General features: G+C 42.2%; 14 protein-coding genes. 5 read left to right on the top strand and 9 right to left on the bottom strand.

Going from position 1 to position 16,607, the window contains the following annotated elements; translation table 11 throughout:
• The first annotated feature begins 186 nt into the window (after positions 1 to 186).
• The gene (locus tag RDK53_RS07150) at positions 187 to 1,344 is read left to right on the top strand and encodes an MFS transporter (protein ID WP_308513940.1); all 1,158 of its coding nucleotides are present in this window, start codon (positions 187 to 189) and stop codon (positions 1,342 to 1,344) included.
• On the opposite strand, the gene RDK53_RS07145 is transcribed toward RDK53_RS07150, so the two are convergent.
• From RDK53_RS07145 to RDK53_RS07135, 3 genes are read right to left on the bottom strand one after another with little or no spacing between them, the layout of a single operon-like run.
• On the bottom strand, positions 1,345 to 1,809 hold the full coding sequence (locus tag RDK53_RS07145; protein WP_308513939.1) for a YbaK/EbsC family protein: 465 nt from the start codon (positions 1,807 to 1,809) through the stop codon (positions 1,345 to 1,347).
• A 2-nt stretch (positions 1,810 to 1,811) separates the two neighbouring features.
• Complete coding sequence (locus RDK53_RS07140) at positions 1,812 to 2,468, bottom strand: HAD-IA family hydrolase (protein WP_308513938.1); 657 nt, start codon at positions 2,466 to 2,468, stop codon at positions 1,812 to 1,814.
• Positions 2,469 to 3,926 carry an Rne/Rng family ribonuclease gene (locus RDK53_RS07135; protein WP_308513937.1) on the bottom strand — a complete coding sequence of 486 codons (1,458 nt, stop codon included), beginning with the start codon at positions 3,924 to 3,926 and terminating at the stop codon, positions 2,469 to 2,471.
• Between the two features lie 154 nt (positions 3,927 to 4,080).
• On the opposite strand from RDK53_RS07135, the gene RDK53_RS07130 reads away from it, so the two are divergent.
• Positions 4,081 to 5,589 (top strand): DUF2868 domain-containing protein, encoded by a 1,509-nt coding sequence (locus tag RDK53_RS07130; protein ID WP_308513936.1) that lies wholly within the window; start codon positions 4,081 to 4,083, stop codon positions 5,587 to 5,589.
• Between the two features lie 8 nt (positions 5,590 to 5,597).
• Positions 5,598 to 7,052 (top strand): DUF3482 domain-containing protein, encoded by a 1,455-nt coding sequence (locus RDK53_RS07125; protein ID WP_308513935.1) that lies wholly within the window; start codon positions 5,598 to 5,600, stop codon positions 7,050 to 7,052.
• A 67-nt stretch (positions 7,053 to 7,119) separates the two neighbouring features.
• On the opposite strand, the gene RDK53_RS07120 is transcribed toward RDK53_RS07125, so the two are convergent.
• Entirely contained in the window at positions 7,120 to 7,779 is a 660-nt protein-coding gene (locus tag RDK53_RS07120) for a trimeric intracellular cation channel family protein (RefSeq protein ID WP_308513934.1), read from the bottom strand.
• Positions 7,780 to 8,468: 689 nt separating this feature from the next.
• Between RDK53_RS07120 and RDK53_RS07115 the strand changes: the two genes are divergently transcribed.
• Positions 8,469 to 9,419: a universal stress protein gene (locus tag RDK53_RS07115; RefSeq protein ID WP_308513933.1), complete on the top strand. Its 951-nt coding sequence runs from the start codon at positions 8,469 to 8,471 to the stop codon at positions 9,417 to 9,419.
• 15 nt (positions 9,420 to 9,434) lie between these two features.
• On the opposite strand, the gene fdhD is transcribed toward RDK53_RS07115, so the two are convergent.
• The 3 genes from fdhD to RDK53_RS07100 all read right to left on the bottom strand — a co-directional run bounded on the left by fdhD (position 9,435) and on the right by RDK53_RS07100 (position 11,588).
• Positions 9,435 to 10,250: a formate dehydrogenase accessory sulfurtransferase FdhD gene (fdhD, locus tag RDK53_RS07110; RefSeq protein ID WP_308513932.1), complete on the bottom strand. Its 816-nt coding sequence runs from the start codon at positions 10,248 to 10,250 to the stop codon at positions 9,435 to 9,437.
• Between the two features lie 100 nt (positions 10,251 to 10,350).
• Entirely contained in the window at positions 10,351 to 10,869 is a 519-nt protein-coding gene (locus RDK53_RS07105; protein WP_308513931.1) for a S24 family peptidase, read from the bottom strand.
• Between the two features lie 320 nt (positions 10,870 to 11,189).
• Positions 11,190 to 11,588, bottom strand: coding sequence for a MerR family transcriptional regulator (locus tag RDK53_RS07100; protein WP_308513930.1), 399 nt, complete (start codon positions 11,586 to 11,588; stop codon positions 11,190 to 11,192).
• Positions 11,589 to 11,671: 83 nt separating this feature from the next.
• Between RDK53_RS07100 and RDK53_RS07095 the strand changes: the two genes are divergently transcribed.
• On the top strand, positions 11,672 to 14,500 hold the full coding sequence (locus RDK53_RS07095; protein WP_308513929.1) for a heavy metal translocating P-type ATPase: 2,829 nt from the start codon (positions 11,672 to 11,674) through the stop codon (positions 14,498 to 14,500).
• A gap of 71 nt (positions 14,501 to 14,571) precedes the next feature.
• Here the strand turns inward: RDK53_RS07095 and RDK53_RS07090 are convergent, their stop codons facing one another.
• Together RDK53_RS07090 and RDK53_RS07085 are read right to left on the bottom strand one after the other, a co-directional pair.
• Positions 14,572 to 15,741, bottom strand: a complete 1,170-nt coding sequence (locus RDK53_RS07090; RefSeq protein ID WP_308513928.1) for an alanyl-tRNA editing protein — start codon at positions 15,739 to 15,741, stop codon at positions 14,572 to 14,574.
• A 27-nt stretch (positions 15,742 to 15,768) separates the two neighbouring features.
• Positions 15,769 to 16,251, bottom strand: coding sequence for a hypothetical protein (locus RDK53_RS07085; protein WP_308513927.1), 483 nt, complete (start codon positions 16,249 to 16,251; stop codon positions 15,769 to 15,771).
• Positions 16,252 to 16,607 lie beyond the last annotated feature (356 nt).

The following is a 16,607-nucleotide window of genomic DNA, read 5'->3' as shown; positions in this document are numbered from 1 at the left end:
ATCTTTGATTCGCTAAAGATCCCGAAGTTAAACCTTCGGGATTTTTTTCGTCGGTATAGAAAAAATTTCTATTTGACTTATCTCCTTTCTTCTATCTTATAATGGTGGCTTCCGAGTGGTTTGCGCACCTTTTTCAATCGGACTCTTTCTCAAGGCAAAGGCGAAATATTCTTGAGAAGGAATCACATGCTTAACAAAAGTTCTATTCAATTATTCTCGGTCGCATACTTTTTTGCCGCTCCCGGGCTTTCGTTCAGCTTACTAACATCTCGGATGCCTGCTTTATCTCAGAGACTTGGTATTGATCCTGCAATTGTGGGACTTATTTTGTTTTGCCTAGGATGCTCAAGCCTGTGTGCAATGGCCTTAACACCAAAACTTACAGCGAAATACAGCTCCAAACGCTTAATCACTATCGCGGCTTTACTTTGTCCTCTCTTCGTAATTCTCTGCGGTCTTTCTCCTAACATCTACGTTTTCTTTGTTTGTGTAGCTGCACTTGGTCTTTCTCTTGGCTTCGTCGATGTCACAATGAATGTACAAGGAGTTTTACTTGAAAAAGCAGAAAATAAATCTCGATTATCTTTTCTCCATGCGGTTTTTGCGCTTGCAGCCGCGGCTGCATCATTTGCCAGCGGCCTACTGACTTCTTTAGGCGCTGATCCATTTTTAAATTTTTTAATTTTGGGCGTGCCCTACGCCTGTTTCATTCCCCTTGCGTCAAAAAGACTTTTTGATGATAAAGAAAGCAATGAAGAAAAATCGGAACAAACAAAGTCCGTTAAATCTGTCCCGTTATTCATTATCTTTTGCGGAGTTTTCTGTCTTCTTGCCTCAGAAACGGAAGGTGTCGTTGTTGATTGGGGAAGCCTTTACATGGCTTCACTTGATGGCGTGTCCCAGGCCATTGCCGCACTTACCTTCGGATTCTTTTCTTTAGCCACAGCCGGCTGCAGATTATTCTGTGACAGGCTTAGAGATAATTACGGAGACAAAACAATTGCGGCTGCCGGAGGAATTCTTAGCAGTCTTGGAGGCCTTTTAGTTGTCCTTACTCCTTCACTTCCCCTTCTGACTCTCCTTGGTTTTGCGCTGTTAGGAGCCGGCCTTTCCCCAATCGTGCCCATTCTATTCAGCGCCGGAGGAAAAATCCCAGGAGTCTCCCCCGCCACTGCAAGCTCCACAATTGCGCTTTTCAATTACGGAGGAATGCTTTTTGTCCCACCGCTTTTCGGCTACATAGTGCAGCACACCTCTCTGGCAATGCCCTTCATCTGCTCTATCTTCTCTTGTCTTGTCATTGCCGTCGGCTGCGGAGTACTTCTAAACAAAAAGCCTAATTAATCACTTAGTTACTGTCACCCAAGACTTTGGCGCAACTAAATCCTCCAGCTCTTGAATAGTTAATTTAATAGCCGTATTCGGTGTTCCGCAAGCAGGATAAACGTAATCAAAGGCTTTCAAAGAATCGTCCAAATATATTTCCAAACCGTCATTTTGTTCAGTAAACGGACATACTCCGCCGACAGGAAAGCCTGTCCTATCAGCCACCTCTTCAGCTCTAAGCATTTTGGCTTTGGCTGAAAAAGTCTTTTTGAACTTTTTGTTATCTACTTTTGCAGTACCTGCACAAACAAGCAGAACAGTGTTATCCCTAACGTCAAAGCTCAAAGTTTTAGCAATTCTCGCCGGTTCACAACCAAGTGCCTGTGCAGCCAAATCCACAGTAGCAGTCGAGTCTTTCATTACAAGAATTTTGTCTGCATAGTTTCTTACGGCCAAAAATTCTTTGGCTATTTTCTCTTCCATCTTTACAACCTTAAAAACTTTCTTAACTCTTTTGCCGAGCCGCACAGGGATAGCGGATTCATTTTCTGAAGATCTTCTTTTTTAGCAGCACCGTAAGTCATTGCAACCGAAGATGCTCCGGCATTCTGAGCCATTTGTAGATCTAAACAAGAATCTCCGATTACCAGCATTTTCGAGCACTCGACTCCGGAATCGTCACTGATCGAATAAAGCATAGAGGGATTTGGCTTGGAAAAATTATCGTCAGCAGTTTGAACACTTTCAAACAATCCCTCCAAACCGTATTTAGTTAAAACGCGCTTCATTCCCTTATTGCTTTTTCCGGTAGCAATCCCTAAGCGAAGCCCTGCGGCATGCATGTCTCTTAAGAGGTCTTCCATGCCGTCTATGAGCTGTAAATTTGCTTCACGAGGCAGATAGTAACTGGTATAAAGAGCAAAATACTCAGAAAACCGTTCGGGAGGACAATCCGGACAGCAAATTCTCAGACACTTTTCCGTACTTAAACCGATCGTTGAACGAACCACATCATCGTCCGGTACCGGAAATCTCATTTCTTTGCAGGCATACTGATAGCTGTAGATGATTGAACTGATGGTATCGAGAATAGTGCCGTCCCAGTCAAATACAAAAAAATCAAAATCTTTATAAGAAACCATTTATTTAACTAAAACGTCATACTGTTCTTGAAGGAATTCACTTTCCAATTGAAGTTTTATCGGCTTCTGTATTGAGTCGCCTAATAAAGCCAGAGCTTCGCTTTCTTCGTCTAAAAACATATCGATAACGCTCTGGTTAGCCAGAATAGTGAATTCTTTAGCGTCTTTGAACTGATGATATTCACGCAAAACTGCACGCAAGATCTCATAGCAGACTGTCCTTGCAGTTTTGATTTCGCCTCGTCCTCCACAGGTAGGACAGGTTTCGCACATTAAATGGGCCAAAGACTCTCGAGTTCTTTTACGCGTAATCTGGACCAAACCAAGCTCTGTAAAGTCGCTAATGAAGATCCGGTTTCTGTCATTCTTCACTGCATTTCTGAGCTCCGACAAGACACCGGCTTGATGTTCCGGATTATTCATATCGATGAAGTCCACGATAATAATGCCGCCAAGATTTCTCAGTCTTAACTGACGGGCAATCGCATGGGTCGCTTCAAGATTTGTTTTGTAAATGGTATCTGCAAAATCCCTTCTTCCGACAAATCCTCCGGTATTGACGTCAATCGTCGTCATAGCTTCGGTTTGGTCAAGAATCAAATAACCTCCGGATTTCAAATTCACGCGCCGGTTAAGAGATTCCTGAATCTCGGCTTCAAGATTGTATTGATCAAACAAAGGTCTTTCGCTTTGATAAAGAGAAAGCAAGCCAAGTGAGTCAGGAACAAATTTCTCTGCAAAAGATCTGAGTTCTTCATAAACGTGAGGATTATCCACAAGAATCTTAGATGTTTTCTCGTTTACGAGGTCTCTCAATACTTTTTGACCGATGGAAACATCGTAGTAAAGAAGTGCCGGTGCAGGTGTGACGTGAGTTTTCTTTTCAATTTCCTGCCACTGTTTAACCAAGAACTTCATATCATTTACAAAGTCCTCCGGCTGAGCATCCTCACCGCTCGTCCGGACAATAAAACCGCCTTTTTGCGGACCTTCAGTTTTGGTTATCAGTTCAACAGCTTCTTTTAAGCGTTCTCTTTCAGCGCTATCTTCAATTTTTTGACTAACTCCGATATGAGAATCAAAAGGCAGATATACAAGGAGACGGCCCGCTAAACTGATTTCAGTTGTCAGCCTAGCTCCTTTTGTCCCAATCGGATCTTTAGCTACTTGAACTAAAACAACTTGTCCTTCATGAAGAAGTTTTTCTATGGGTGCAGTTCCGTTTTCTTGCTGTGCTTGGCGCATATCTCCGACATGAAGAAAGCCAGCCCGAGGGAGGCCGATTTCTATAAAAGCCGACTGCATTCCCGGCAGAACTTTTCCGACAATGCCTAAATATATGTTTCCAATTAGAGAAGCCTCTGCGAATCTTTCAATCCGCAGTTCTTGAAGAGTACCGTCTTCCAGTACAGCAACTCTTGCCTCATGGATCGAACTATTGATTAATATTTCCTGCATTTTTTATCCTAATTTTTTTGGATAATTTTATCCTCATAGAAGCAGGAATTGCTTCTCTACAAGAAAACACACCTTGATTCCTTAATTTGTGTGGCTCCCTGCATTTTCAATTTATCTTGCGGGATAATGCAGTATCTTTTGAAAATGCAGTGATATGTTTAACAGTAAAAGCAAAACTAATAACACTTCATCAAAGGCAGATAAAAACAAAAAATTAAGCATTGATGATGTTAAAGAGTTGACTTGGACCCGCGTCCTTGAATTATCGGCGCTCGAACAGAAAAAATTTACTGCCGAAGACAGCTCTATATGCACCTCAGAAGCAGCCTTGCAAGTGGGAGAAAGCGGTTCTCAAAAAGATTTCCTCCTGACTCGTGCGACAAAAGTTCTCGATCTTCTAAAGCAAAAAGCACCGGAACTTCTTCAACCGGAACCTTCAGACTTACGAGTATGGACGATCGGGCTTATTTTTGTTTGTCTTGCATTTCTGCTTGGCGTCATTACTGATGAACTGGCAACGACCGGCAACAAAATCAACTTACTGTCTCCTCCTCTTCTCGGCTTGTTCTTATGGAACATCTTGATATATATATGGCTTATGGTCTCCTTCATCGTACGTTGCGTAAGAAAAGAAAAGACCTTCGGAGCAGGACCTTTGAGAGAGCTTTTAAGTTCTTTGTTCACCAAGATTCAGACGACTGCAAGTAAGAAAAGTCCTTCTCTTACTCAATTCTTTAAAATTTGGATACCGGCTGAAGCTCCCTACCTACGCAGAATCGTTGCCTGTATTTTCCATTTGTCGGCAATGTGTTTTGGGTTGGGTCTTATCTTTTCAATCGGCATTAGAGGTTGGGGAACAGCATATACTGCCGGATGGGAGAGCACCTGGCTTGCTGAGAAACCGGACGCAGTTCTGGCTTTCCTTAATTTGGTCTATAACATCCTTCCAAGCAACGACAATCTCTTTCAGACGTTAAATACTGAAGTTGTCAAAAATATGCGGTTTGATGTCACCCCCGCTGGAGTTCCCGCAACTTACTGGATGATTCGCTTAATTACCGCTACGGCAATTATCGTTATCATCCCTCGCTTGTTCTTATTCCTTTATAACAAGGTAAGAGCAAATTTCATTAAAAACAACTTCCCTATTAATCTTCAAACACCTTATTATCAAAACATTATTCGACAGTGGCATGGACAATCAATGACAATCAGAGTACTACCTTTCGGAAAAGACCTTACAACGGAAGAAAAGAACAATATTGAGGATCTTTCTTTAGCGATTAATCAGTCCGGGAACAAGTTTATTTTCGAGCCGACAGCGCATGAAGATACTCCTCTTCCAACAATCGAAAACGGTAAAGCTGAAGAGCTTTGGATTGTTTTCCCGATGGCTGCCACTCCGGAAAAAGAAGTACATATTCAATTCGCCAAAGATATCCGAGATTTATGCAATAAAAACGAGGCATCCTGCAAAGTCCTTATCAATTCAGACGTCTTTATTGAAAGATTCTCCGGAACGCCTAAAAGAATCGAAGAAAGAAAGAAGAATTGGTCTACATTCTTGGACACCACAGCCGTTCCCTATGCCTTTGCTAATTTGGATTCTTTAAACGTTAAAGAAATCTTGGAAGAATTTGATAAAACATCTAACCATCATTAGATCTAGACATGAAACAAGATCCCCAGAAAATCAATTTATCTTTAGTGAGCCACACCAACGTCGGTAAAACGACTCTGGCCAGAACTCTTCTAGGAAGAGATATCGGAGAGGTGGAGGATCGCTCACACGTCACAACTGAACCTGAAGACTATGTTTTGCTTCGTGCGCCCGATGACAGCGAAATGATTCTTTGGGATACTCCGGGATTTGGAGACAGTGTCCGCCTAGCTAAACGTCTTGCGGGAAGAAGCAACCCTATCGGGTGGTTTACCAGTGAAGTTTGGGATCGCTTAACCGACAGGACTCTCTGGCTGAATCAACAAGCGCTGAAACATATCAAGGACATTTCCAACGTAATCTTGTATTTGGTTAATGCCAGCGAATCCCCGGACTCCGTGCCTTACGTCAAGGCCGAAATGGAAATCCTTACTTGGATTGATAAGCCGGTCATCGTCCTATTGAACCAAATGGGAGAGATTCTTCCGCGGGAAGAAGAAAACAAAGAAGTTCAGTTATGGAAAGACTTTTTAAGCAATTACAAATTCATTGTTGCTGTTCTCCCTCTGGATGCATTTGCAAGATGCTGGGCTCAAGAATATGAACTTTGGGATGAAATGGGCAAAGCACTGGCCCCCGAACAGCAAGCGGCATTTACTTCTTTGAAGGCCACCTGGGTAAGGCAAAAACAGGCTCTTTACTCCAGCTCTATGGATGCCATGGCCGGATATTTGGTCAAACTCGGCAACGATAAAGAAATTCTTGCAGCACAGTCCTTGGTTGAAAGACTTAGAGCGATTGGCAGAACTCTTGGTTTCATCAAAAAAGATCTTCATGGCGAAATTCAGGACGCTCAAGTGGCGCTTTCTACAAGAGCTGCAGATTGGCTTTGCAACTTAACACAGAAGCTGATTTCCATTAACGGCCTTGAAGGAAAAGGCGTTAAGGGAGAAATTCTGAGAAGAATGCGTACTGACTGGGTCACTGAAGAAAAAATCGATACGACAGCCGCAACGTTATTCGGTGCTGTGGCGGGCGGTGCTGTGACCGGACTAGCTGCAGATATCGCTACGGGAGGTTTAACTTTAGGTGCCGGAACCATTGGCGGTGCCATTGCCGGTGCTTTGGGAGGCGTCGGAGCAGCTACTGCTTACAACGTAAAGAAAGGTACGAAGGAAAATCTTATCAGCTGGAGTCCATCCGCAATGGAAGGCTTCGTGGTAGAAACTGTATTGCTTTATTTAGCCGTTGCACATTTCGGACGCGGCCGCGGCAAATGGGAACAAAGCGAATCTCCTGCCTTTTGGAAGACCCTTGTGGAAAAGATCGTGAAAGAAGAAAATTTTGATTTCAAAGACTTCAGAAATCAAAAGATTGATGCGGATCAAAGAAAAGCTGAATTTGTGAAGCTTTTAGATTCCGTGACAAGAAAGGTTTTCAAAGAGCTTTACGGCGTAACGATTTAGCGCTAACTCAAAAACAGCAAAGCAACCGTCACGGTTGCTTTGTTGTTTTTGAAGAAAGAATTTCAAATTAACGGTCGTGATCTGTATAAGATTTTGGTTCCAAGTATCTGATCTTCCAGTTGAAAATCACACAGGACATTCTTAAACCGACGATAAAAATCATACCGATCCAAAGAGACCATTCTAAAGAAAGTCCGAGTTCCAGAAGCATAATGTAGAACCACCCTCCTACGAAGCCAACAGAGGCATAGGGAGAGCGGTCAGAAACAACAGCCGGCATCTTATTCAAGAATACATCACGCATGAGACCGCCGAATACGCCGGTAATACAACCAATAATGACGGAAGAAAGCCAAGGAACGTCGGCTGCTAGAGAAAGAGAAGTCCCGGAAATACAGAAGATGCCTAAACCGATAGCGTCAGCGAAAATGTACCAATCCTGAGCATTTTTTCTTTTTTCAAAAAAGTTGTTAATCCAAGGCGCAACTGCAACAATGAGGAAGGTGGCAAGGACATAAGCCTCGTGGTCGATCCAGTAGAACGGTCGTCTATCAATAATCAAGTCACGCAGCATTCCGCCTCCGAAAGCCGTCGAGAAAGCCACGATGAAGACGCCTACCGGGTCAATTTTTCTTTTCATGCCCTCAAAAACCCCGGATAAGGCGAAGGCAACGATTCCTACAAAGTCGAAAACAGGAATTAAAGCATTTAAAGCCGTGATATCCATTTTCTCAAGCCGTTCATATTATTAAGAAAGTGGAAACTATATAGGAGAACAACTTAAATAGGTAAGCTTTTCTTCCAATTCCTAGGTGAAAACCTTATGCAAAAGATAAAGTTAACTGCAAGAGATTATTTCTATCCGGGATTATTTCGTTTTTTGTTTCGGGCGATGACGAGTTAAACCATCGGAACTGCTAAAGAATAAGTGGCAAACATGGTCAAACCCATGAATACCAATACAACCAAAGAAATTAATCTAACGAGTGTCGGACTTGTCAATTTAAACTCCCACAACAATCAAGAGAACGAGGATTATTTATTTTTATGTTCGATATTGTTCGAACTCCCGAGAATTCTATGCTTATTTAAAAAATTAAAAAAAGGGGAAAACTCTTAGTTTTTGAGACGACAAGTAAACAAAATTTACAGTCAGAATATTCCCTCCTCCCCTCTTCAATTAAATCATTACGTTAGCGAAGCACGCAAAAGAATGCGGAAATATAGCTAGTTACAGGAAGTCACAAAGCACCGTAGAATCTAAGGACTTCTACTATTCTAGGAATCACCTACCATTTTTATAGCTCCTCCTAAAACAGTCACTCACACACGCTAGCTTCTCTGCATACTCAAAAAGTAATGATTCTGTCATCAGAAAAAATTAGAATGAAGTCAAAAGAACTACAAAGGACATTTATGAAAATACTTCTTCCTCTGGACGGCAGTTTTTACCGTAAGAAAGCCATCAATTACCTCTCTCATTTGGAAGACATTAAAAAATTTACTAATACAGTCTTCTTAGTCAATGTTCAGAAAAAAATACCTTCATCTATTGAAAACAAACTCAAAGACGGAGTTGTTGAAGAGTTCCAAGACGCTGAGAGCCGCGCTATCTTGAAACCGGCTAAAAAGAAACTTGAAGAAGCCGGTTACAAGGTTAAGACCAAGGTGTGCTTCGGACGTGCCACTGAGAATATCGTTAAGGTCTCCAAGGAAATAAAGCCTGACTTGATTATTATGGGTTCGCACGGGAGAACACCTGTTAAAGGCCTCTTGTTCGGGTCTAAAACTTCCTCCGTGCTTGCCTCTACCAAAGCTCCAATGCTGGTGTTAAGAAAGGAATCTCAGTATGCTGAAGACAGAATGCGTGTGGGAATTTGCATTGACGGTTCTGAATACAGCAATGCCGCAATTAAATATGCACAGCAGCATATGCAGTTATTTGGCAAAGATCCCATCTTTTATCTCATCAATGTCATTACGCCTCATAGCGGACTGATTATTCCTGAAGTCTCAGCATTCGGTGCTCCAGCCATGACAAAGGAAGAGTTCGAAAGAGAACAAAGGATACCTTTTGATGAAAAAGTTGAGCCAATTTATGAGGAGTTAAGAAGCAAAGATATTGAGGCTAAAGTAGTCCTCCTAAAAGGAGATCCCTCAGAAGAAATCGCCAAATATGCCGTAGAGAACAACTTATCGCTGTTGATATTAGGCACTCATGGGCGGGGAGCATTTACTTCCATGATGATGGGGTCGACTGCGATGAGAATCGGCTCTGCCTGCCACCTGCCCTTGCTCCTTGTTCATCATGTCACTGAAGAAGCTAAAGAAGGCAAAAATAAAGACGAGGCTTCTTCTGAGCGTTGAGGAAAAAGATCCGAATTAGAAAGATCCGAGAAGTCTCTCAGGAGCAGTATAAACGTTAGCCGAGTTTTCTCTGCAAAATGCGGCTAACGTGATATTTGCCTTTCTCGCCAGTTCAATAGCGGTATTGGTCGGAGCTGAAATAGCAAAGACGATTTCAATACCGGAAACAGCGGCTTTTTGAACCATTTCGAAAGAAGCTCGAGAGCTCAAGAATAAAACCTCTTTCTTCCAGTTATTCATCGCTTTTAAGCCCAAAACTTTATCTAGGGCCACGTGACGGCCTATATCTTCAATCCCACCTAAAAAATTGCCCTCGCTGTCCAAAGCCGCAACAGCATGCATACTTCCAGTGATGTTTCCGATTTGCTGAACCTGTCTGATCTTTTGGAGGCCGAAGTGATAATGCTTCAAGTCAAAAGTATAGGTGTTAGGAAGACGAGAAACTTCTTTATAGACCTTATCTAAATTTTCCGTACCGCAGATTCCGCAGCCAGTGCGGCCTGCCATGCTCCTTCTCTGATCTTTGAGATTCCAGAAACAGCGAGGAGATATTTCCATTTCCACAACGAGTCCATTGTGACAGCCTGGCTTAATCTCTATATCAAAGATATGAGAATAATCCGGAACAATTCCCTCAGAAATAGAAAACCCGACAGCAAACTCTTTAAGATGCTGCGGTGAGCACATCATTACAACATGAGAAAGGCCGTTATAAACCAATGCGACAGGAACTTCTTCCGCAACAAAGTCCGACTTTTTCTTCCAAGACGGAAGTTTGATGACCTCAATCTCAGACTGGGCCGGCGGCAAAGAAAAAAATTCTTCCTGCAATTCTCCCTCCTATTTGGCAGGAAATTTACGCAATAGAACGCGTAAATCCGTAAAAATAATAATTATTTCACGAATTTTTAGACCGCCTCAGAAAAATCCTCTACGGCAAACTTTTTATAACGTATTGGATTACACCCAAAATGCAGCATTCGCTGTCGGCTAAGGAACACACGACTTCTCCAGTCGGAGTATCCATAGAGAGAGTGGCGGCATTACCTTCCGTTCTAAATCTTCTCAAAGAGTAAGAAGAATTGTGTCGAACAAGAACAACATTGCTCTCTTTCGGAGGAACTTTTGAGTTAACTATTAACATGTCCCCGTGCTTGATGCCGGAAGAAAAAGCACTGTCGTCCGGTGCGGAACAAATTAAAGAAGAGAGAGGATCATGGATTAATAATCTATTTAAATCCAATGAGGTATTTTCTGAAAAAGACGGCTGAGAATCTGGATTGGAAGTTTTTTCAGTTCCGCTCTTCTGTATTTGCTCACGAACCCATTTCGAACCTCCGAGCTCACGAAGTTTTGCAATGAGATCTTCGGTAAGAACTACAGTTGTGACCTTGCTGACGGAAGCGTCGGGACCTGGTTTTCGTCCTGCTCCGGCTCTTTTCCTCCCCATCCGGATTTTGCAGCTCGCTTATGACTAGAATTCGTCATTTTTCCCTTGTTTTGTTTTATTTAAAGATATATTTTTCTTTTTCTATAACTTTGTAATTTACCTAATTATAGGTAATTTATAAGGCATAAAGATACTGAAAAAACGCAAAATTATGAAGCAACTACAATAATTCTTACATCATAATCTTTTTGCGAAAAACATTTTCATGAAATAAAAACAAATTATAAGTTTAAATAATCAAAACTCAGAAATTACTCATTGCTTGAATTCTATTTTTTATCTTTCTGAGAACTCGTTTCGGTCTCGAAATATCTCGTTTTTTACTGATGCAAGGCTTCAATAAGACAGCAAGTTTCGCCCTTCTCTTCCCGGTGATCGTGCCCGCATTTATGAGCTAAAAATTCAAGTTCTGACTTTAATGATTCGAGCTGAGTAATCTTTTTATTAATTTCGAGAATGTGATTTTCAATGATTGAATGAGCTTTACGGGCATCACTAGCCTGGGCGCTCTTGAGATTGATTAATTCTTTTACTTCATCAATCGATAAATCCAACGCACGGCAATGAAGGATAAACTGCAGCGCTTTCTTGTGTTCTTCTCCGTAAACCCTGTAGTTTCCATGTGTTCTTGGGGCAACGGGAAGAAGGCCGGAAGTCTCGTAAAAACGAATGGTCCCAACCTGACAACCTGTTATTTTTGCTAATTCGCCTATCTTCATCAGAACTTACCCTAAATTAACTTGACTCTAAAGTAACTATAGGATTTTAAATTATCCCATAAACAAGATATTGGGAAATAACGATGAAGGATGATATAAAACAAACGCCCGAAAACGGAAGTCTTCAGCCACACCCACAAAAAGCTGTTTTGCAGGCCTCTCCCGAGAATACTAAAGAGAGCTGTGAAACTAAAATGTGCAACTGCGGGAAATATCCCGGGCAGCCTTGTCGTTGCTTAGAAGATGCCCAAAAAGCAAATTCTGTTCACCCGCATTCTCAAGAACATTGCTGCTGCGGTCATCATCACGAAAACCCGGAAACAATCAGCTCTTCAAAATCCGAAACTGAATGCTGTTCTCACGATCATGCCACTCATTGCTGCGGGTCTCATTCGCACGAACATCATGAGTGTTGCTCAGGTCATAACCATCATGAACATCATGAATGTCATTCACATGAACATGCAGGATGCGGATGCGGACATCATGATGAAAAACATGAGCATCACGAGAGCCACACTTGCTGTGCAGAACACGATCATTCTCATGACAAGCATTGCTGCTGCGGTCACGACCATTCCCACGTCGAAAACAGCATGGATACGGACTGGAATGTCTCAGAGGTTAAGCCGACTCAATATAAACTGCTTTTTGCAACTCTCGGTTCATTAGCTGGGGTTCATGATGTTAATCTAACCCCGGAAGGGCTGCGAATTATTCATACTCCGGAATCCCTCCCGGCGATTGAGGAAGCCTTCGCAAAAAATAATCTGAAACTCAAGCGTGTTGTTGATAACAAAAAGCAAACTTCCCAGATCAGAATCCCTCAAATGGATTGTCCGACCGAAGAAGGTCTCATCCGCAAGAAACTGAATGGCATCGAAGGTGTTAGCGGCCTCCAATTTAACTTGATGAACCGTATTCTTACCGTGTCTTATTTGCCGGGACAGCTGCCGGTCATCCTAGCCGCGATTAAATCTCTCGAATACGATCCTGAAGTGATTGAAGGTCAGAAAACCAGTCTCTCGGAATTTAAACCGACCAAAATCAATTGGTGGAGATATATTTTCTGCTTGATTCTTGCTCTTGGTTCGGAAGCATGCGAGCTGTTGAATTTAAATGAATACATTTCAATGGCCTTGGCCGTTGCAGCCATCCTTTTTGTCGGTATAGGAACTTATAAAAAAGGCTTTATTGCCATTAAGAACCTCAACTTTAACATGAATGCCCTAATGGCCGTAGCCGTAACCGGAGCCGTATTAATCGGTTCCTGGGCCGAAGCTGCTATGGTCATGGTTCTTTTTGAAATTTCCGAAGCTATTGAGCAGCTTTCTTTAGATAAGGCACGAGGCGCCATCCGCTCCCTCCTTTCCATGACTCCTCAAAAAGCTACGGTGCAAAAAGACGGTAAATGGGAAGAAATAGAAGCCGATGATGTCCGTGTCGGCGACACCGTTCGAGTTGAGCCCGGAGAAAGACTAGCTGTCGACGGCAAAGTCATTTCAGGTAATTCTTCGTTGAATCAAAGTGCAATTACCGGAGAAAGTCTTCCGGTAGATAAGAAACCCGGCGATGCTGTTTTTGCGGGCTCTTTGAATGAAAATTCAGAGCTTATTTACGAAGCAACATCAACAGCTCAGAACTCAATGCCTGCGAGAATTATCAGCGCCATTGAATCAGCTCAAAGTTCTCGTGCACCCACTCAGAGATTTGTTGACAGCTTCGCTAAAGTCTATACCCCTCTGGTTTTCTTAATTGCTTTAGCCACAGCCGTTATTCCTCCCCTCGCACTCGACGGAGATTGGTACGGCTGGATTTACAAGGCCCTTACCTTGCTGGTTATTGCATGTCCATGCGCCTTGGTAATTTCTACTCCTGTAACAATCGTCACCGGTTTGGCTAACGCGGCAAAGCGCGGAATATTAGTTAAAGGCGGAATCTATTTGGAAAAAGGAAGAAAACTTCAGCTTATTGCTTTCGACAAGACCGGCACTATTACTGAAGGCAAGCCTCAGGTTCAAGAAGTTGAGATGCTGACAGACGAGGATCCGAATGCCGTATTAGCTCTAGCTGCGGCTTTAGCAGAAAGAAATTCTCACCCGGTAAGTAAAGCTGTCTCCGACCATGCCGCGGCTCACGGACTTCATGGTTCTAAACTTGCCGAGGTTAGTGACTTTACCGCCCTTCCGGGACAAGGCGTAGTGGGAACAATTGAAGGGACCGAATATTATTTGGGCAATTTAAAAGGTTTAGATCGCTATCTGCTCCAGAGCCAAGCCATCCGAGACAAATTCTCTGCTTTGGCCGAAAAAGGTTTTTCTCCGTTGGTTCTAGCCAGTTCCAAGAAGGTATTGGCTTGCTTCGGGGTCGCAGATTCGATTAAATCTCACTCCAAAGAAGCAATCGAAAAACTTAACTCTTTCGGTTTAAAGACCGTCCTTTTAAGCGGAGACAATTCTAAAACCGCTGAAAGAATCGGTAAGGAAGTTGGCGTTCAAATGGCTAAAGGAAATCTTCTTCCGGAAGAGAAACAACATCTTGTTGACCGCTACGCTAAGAAAGACGTCACAGGGATGGTCGGTGACGGTATTAATGACGCCCCTGCACTTGCTCGTGCAGATATCGGTTTTGCCATGGGTGCAGCCGGAACAGATACAGCAATTGAAACTGCCGATGTTGCGTTAATGGACGATGACTTGAGAAAGCTTCCCGCATTCATTGAACTGTCCAAGGAAACTTTCAAAATTCTTTGTCAGAACATCATTATTGCTTTATCCATTAAAGCCATTTTCTTTGCTCTGACCTTCTTAGGAATGGCAACGATGTGGATGGCAGTATTTGCTGACACAGGTACGTGTTTGATTGTTGTCGCCAATGGTTTAAGGCTTTTAACTTGGAAGCCGTCGAAATAATCCGCTTCCAGACAAAAAAAGCACTGCGAATTTTTCCGGCAGTGCTTTTTCTTTTTAGTCTTGTCCAGAAGTCATCCTAATTTTGCTTCAACAGCTTTTTTAATTATCTCTTCAGTAGCAGCAAAGGAACCTTGAACAAAAGGAGGCTTGCCCCCGCCTCGGCCATTCAGTTCTTTATTTAACTCTCTCGATAGAGTCACCAAATTCGGTTCTTTAGAGAAAAGAATGTAATTAAAGAGTTTTTTCTCCGCCTGTTCTGATAGAACAAGAATGGATTCGAAATTCTTTTTCTCGGACAAACGATTGCAGAAGACCTTTATCTCAAAAGGAGTTAATTCCGCTTCTGAAACGAACAATAACTTTCCTTCAGAAGGAAGAGAATCAGAAATCAAATTCATAATCCTTTCCGATTTCTTCGAAAGTTTTTCTGTCAGCTGATTCTTTTCTGAATACAGCTGTTTTAAAGCACTGGAGATTTCTTGAGGTTTAGCAGATAACTGTTCTACACAGGATGCACTTTCTCTTAAGAGCATATTGATGTAATTGATCAAGCGTTTACCGGCGGCAAACTCAACCCTTGTCCCTCCTCTATGCTTAAAGGAAGAAAGTATTTTAAAAGACCCAATTTCCGCTGTATTTTTTACGTGAGTACCACAGCAGGCGCAGATATCAGCCTCCGGGAATTCAACAATTCGAACTTTTCCCTTAAGTTCTTTCTTACTTCTGAAATCCAACGCTTTGAGTTCTTCTTCACTTGGGAAAAAGATATGAATGTTTTGTCCTTTTCTGAAAGCCGCATTGGTCAATTCTTCCATTTCGGCCAACTGCTCAGGAGTAAGATAACCGTCAAAATCAACGGTTAGGACATCTTCTCCCATATGGAAACCAACATTATTGAAGCCATATTTTCTATTGACTAAGCCTGAAAAAATATGTTCGCACGAGTGATTCTGCATGTTGTCATATCTGCGTGCCCAGTCAATTTTTCCCTTGACTATTTCTCCGACTTTCAGCTCTTTGTCCGTCTGATGGACGACTTGTCCATTTTGTCTTTTTACGAATAAGACTTTGGCATCGCCTAAAGTTCCTAGATCGGAAGGTTGGCCGCCTCCTTCCGGATAGAAAGCCGTATCGCTTAGGACTACATCAAAACCCTTTTTACCAACAGTACAAGAAAGGACCTCTGCTTCAAATTCTTGGCAGTAAGGATCCCGATAAAACAACTCGTTTAATTCTTCCATTTTTATAAGACCAATTGTGCCTGTAAGTTATTCTTCTGATGCTTTTGATTCGTTATAAGCCTTGCGAATTTGATCTCTTATCCACGCCGAACCACCAAGTTCTTTTAATTTTTCTTTATCTTCTTCCGTTAAAAGAATAGTAGTTCTTGCTAAAGGCTTAGATGCTACAAGAGGCCGGCCTCTCTTCTTGATAATCCAAAGATCCGAAACATCATGCTCGATTTCTCCGCGATTTTCACCCGATTCATCCAGAAGACCAGCCAGGCATTTAAGATCTTCCTCCATAACAGCCAGAATTCTTTGGTAGTTGGCATCTTCTTTTTTAGTTCTGGAGGAGACTTGTACAGGAATGACAAATTCGGCGGTCATCTTTGCCGAACCGACGCATTTATCCTTAGAAATAAAGTAAACGTAATATGCTCGGCCCTCTCCGATAAAATCAGAAGCACCTCTCCTAAGTTCAGCTCTTATGTTTTCGGATATTTTTAAATCGTCTTGTTCTTCTGCCATTTTTTGCATCCAAAATTCTTAATCGAATTTTACTCATTTTGAAAACTTTTTAGCTTTTCGATTTTCCTGCTTCATTTCCGACTTGACGCTTTGACTTTCTAAGGAATCTCTCAAATTTAATATGTTGCAGACGTTCGATTGCCCAAAATTAATCAAGAAAAAATTTTTTCTTTCTAAAATTACATACCCTTCCAAATTGTGCCAAGGCAGTTGATTTTTAAAGGTGAAAACCAAGTGAAAAAAACAATACTTTCCATTTTTCTTGCAGGACTGTTTTGTACTCAATTACAGGCAGCAGGAGCTGCACCGGCTGCCTGTAATTGAGTACAAAACAGTCCTGCAAGAAAAATGGAAAG

It is taken from the genome of uncultured Turicimonas sp. (genome assembly GCF_902477955.1).
Classification (GTDB): Bacteria; Pseudomonadota; Gammaproteobacteria; order Burkholderiales; family Burkholderiaceae_F; genus Turicimonas.
The sequence above is the reverse complement of the archived record's forward strand: the minus strand, read 5'-3'. Positions and strand labels throughout refer to the sequence as shown.

Bases quoted from the DNA above. Each gene is read 5' to 3' on its own strand.
- RDK53_RS07115 (WP_308513933.1), top strand. From the start codon at position 8,469: ATGAAAATACTTCTTCCTCTGGACGGCAGTTTTTACCGTAAGAAAGCC.
- RDK53_RS07105 (WP_308513931.1), bottom strand. From the start codon at position 10,869: ATGGGGAGGAAAAGAGCCGGAGCAGGACGAAAACCAGGTCCCGACGCT.
- RDK53_RS07095 (WP_308513929.1), top strand. From the start codon at position 11,672: ATGAAGGATGATATAAAACAAACGCCCGAAAACGGAAGTCTTCAGCCA.
- RDK53_RS07135 (WP_308513937.1), bottom strand. From the start codon at position 3,926: ATGCAGGAAATATTAATCAATAGTTCGATCCATGAGGCAAGAGTTGCT.
- RDK53_RS07125 (WP_308513935.1), top strand. From the start codon at position 5,598: ATGAAACAAGATCCCCAGAAAATCAATTTATCTTTAGTGAGCCACACC.
- RDK53_RS07145 (WP_308513939.1), bottom strand. From the start codon at position 1,809: ATGGAAGAGAAAATAGCCAAAGAATTTTTGGCCGTAAGAAACTATGCA.
- RDK53_RS07140 (WP_308513938.1), bottom strand. From the start codon at position 2,468: ATGGTTTCTTATAAAGATTTTGATTTTTTTGTATTTGACTGGGACGGC.
- RDK53_RS07130 (WP_308513936.1), top strand. From the start codon at position 4,081: ATGTTTAACAGTAAAAGCAAAACTAATAACACTTCATCAAAGGCAGAT.
- RDK53_RS07085 (WP_308513927.1), bottom strand. From the start codon at position 16,251: ATGGCAGAAGAACAAGACGATTTAAAAATATCCGAAAACATAAGAGCT.
- RDK53_RS07150 (WP_308513940.1), top strand. From the start codon at position 187: ATGCTTAACAAAAGTTCTATTCAATTATTCTCGGTCGCATACTTTTTT.
- RDK53_RS07090 (WP_308513928.1), bottom strand. From the start codon at position 15,741: ATGGAAGAATTAAACGAGTTGTTTTATCGGGATCCTTACTGCCAAGAA.
- RDK53_RS07120 (WP_308513934.1), bottom strand. From the start codon at position 7,779: ATGGATATCACGGCTTTAAATGCTTTAATTCCTGTTTTCGACTTTGTA.
- RDK53_RS07100 (WP_308513930.1), bottom strand. From the start codon at position 11,588: ATGAAGATAGGCGAATTAGCAAAAATAACAGGTTGTCAGGTTGGGACC.